Annotated in this window: 2 protein-coding genes; one reads left to right on the top strand and one right to left on the bottom strand. The window is 75.3% G+C overall.

Going from position 1 to position 1,736, the window contains the following annotated elements:
* Positions 1 to 915, bottom strand: a 915-nt coding sequence (locus tag ACYVE9_RS25530) for a PAS domain-containing protein (protein WP_461030256.1), incomplete at its 3' end; no start/stop codon positions are given.
* Positions 916 to 1,092: 177 nt separating this feature from the next.
* Here ACYVE9_RS25530 and ACYVE9_RS25525 point away from each other — a divergent pair.
* On the top strand, positions 1,093 to 1,736 hold a 644-nt coding region (locus ACYVE9_RS25525), incomplete at its 3' end, for a CYTH domain-containing protein (protein ID WP_461030255.1).

Raw genomic sequence — 1,736 nt, 5'->3', positions numbered from 1 at the left:
CTCGTCGGCCAGCTCCGGCACCACCAGGCGGCTGAGCGCGCCGAACGCCTCCGGCGCGTCCGGTGACTCCGCGACCGCGCTCGCCGCCCGCCCCAGCAGCCCCTCGCGCCGCTCCCGCTGCCACCGCTCCTCCACGTCGACGCAGGCACCCATCCACTCCAGTACCTCCCCTCCCTCGCGAACCGGCACCGCCCGCACGTCGCAGTGCCGGTACGTCCCGTCGGCACGCCGCATCCGGAAGCCGTAGGTGAACAGGTCCGGCACCTCCGCGACCGCCCGAAGCCACGCCGCGGCCAGACCGGCCCGGTCCTCGGGGTGGGCCGCGTCGAGCCAACCGTGCCCGCGGACGTCCTCCCACGACTGCCCGGTCTGCCGCTGCCACGCGTCGCTCCGCTCGACCACCCGGCCGGCCGGGCCGGCCACCCACACCTTCTGGGTGCCGGCCGCCACCAGCGACTCGTAGCGGCGCAGCACCCGCCGCCGCTCCTCGGCGAGCCCGCGGGCCCGCTCCACCTCGGTGACGTGCCCGGTCACCTCCAGGGCGACGCAGAGCAGCCCGTTCTCATGCGGGTCCAACGGCACCCGGGTGACGCTGAAGGAGAAGAAGCGCTGCTGGACACCGCCGTGCGCGTAGCGGACCGTCACCGGTGCCGCGGCGACCGTCTCCGGCGTGCCCCGGCGCAGCACCCGGTCGAGCAGGTCCAGGTAGTCGCGCTCGGCGAGGTCGACGAACGACTCGCGGACCGACACCCCCAGCGGCCGGTCGCCGAAGGTCCGCCGGTAGACCTCGTTGGTGTACACCAGCACCAGGTCCTCGCCACGGCACGCCGCCACCGCCACCGGCGCCGGATCGAACACCTCCAGCGGCAGGCCGCTGACGGCCGCACTCCCGGCATAACTCCCCAAAGCAGACATAGGTGTCATTATGCGAACAGGGTGCGCCGCCCTGCCCGGCAGCGGACCCGACCGGCGCAACCACCCGGCCCGCCGAGTACCGGCCCGGGCCGGCCACGCGGCCCTCCCCGCCCACCGGCCGGGACCGCGTGCCACGGTGCTGTTGCGAGCGTCCCGGCCCGCAACTACGGTCCCCTCATGGTGGCAGTGGTGCGGGAGACCGAGCGCAAGTACCAAGCCGAGGCGGGCCGGGAGGTTCCTCGGGCGGAGCTGGCCGACCTCGCCGGAGTGGCCGGCACCACGGACCAGGGCAGCACCGCCCTCGACGCCCTCTACTACGACACCCGGGACCGCAGGCTCGCCGCCGACGGCATCACCCTGCGCCGCCGCAGCGGCGGCCACGACGCCGGCTGGCACCTCAAACTGCCGCTCGAACCCGGCGTGCGCGAGGAGGTCCAGGTCCCCGACCAGGCGGAACCGCCCGCCGTCCTCACCGGCCTGGTCCGCTCCCGGGTGCGCGGCCACGCACTGGAACCCGTGATGCGACTGCGCACCCGCCGGACCGTCACCTTGCTCCACGACGCCAACGGCAGCACGCTCGCCGAGGTGGCCGTCGACGAGGTCCGGGCGAAGCACCAGGCCTCCGGCCGCACCGCGAGCTGGACCGAGACCGAGGTGGAACTCGTCAGCGGCACCCCGGACCTGCTCGACACCGTCGAGGAGCGGCTGCTCGCGGCAGGCCTCCGACCCGCCCCGCACAGCTCCAAACTGGAGCGCGCCCGCGTCGAGACCGCCGACCCCGGGCACGCCCGCCCCGGCGACGACCCGGCCGAGCAGCCCCC

This window comes from Streptomyces sparsus (assembly GCF_054776295.1).
The sequence above is the reverse complement of the archived record's forward strand: the minus strand, read 5'-3'. Positions and strand labels throughout refer to the sequence as shown.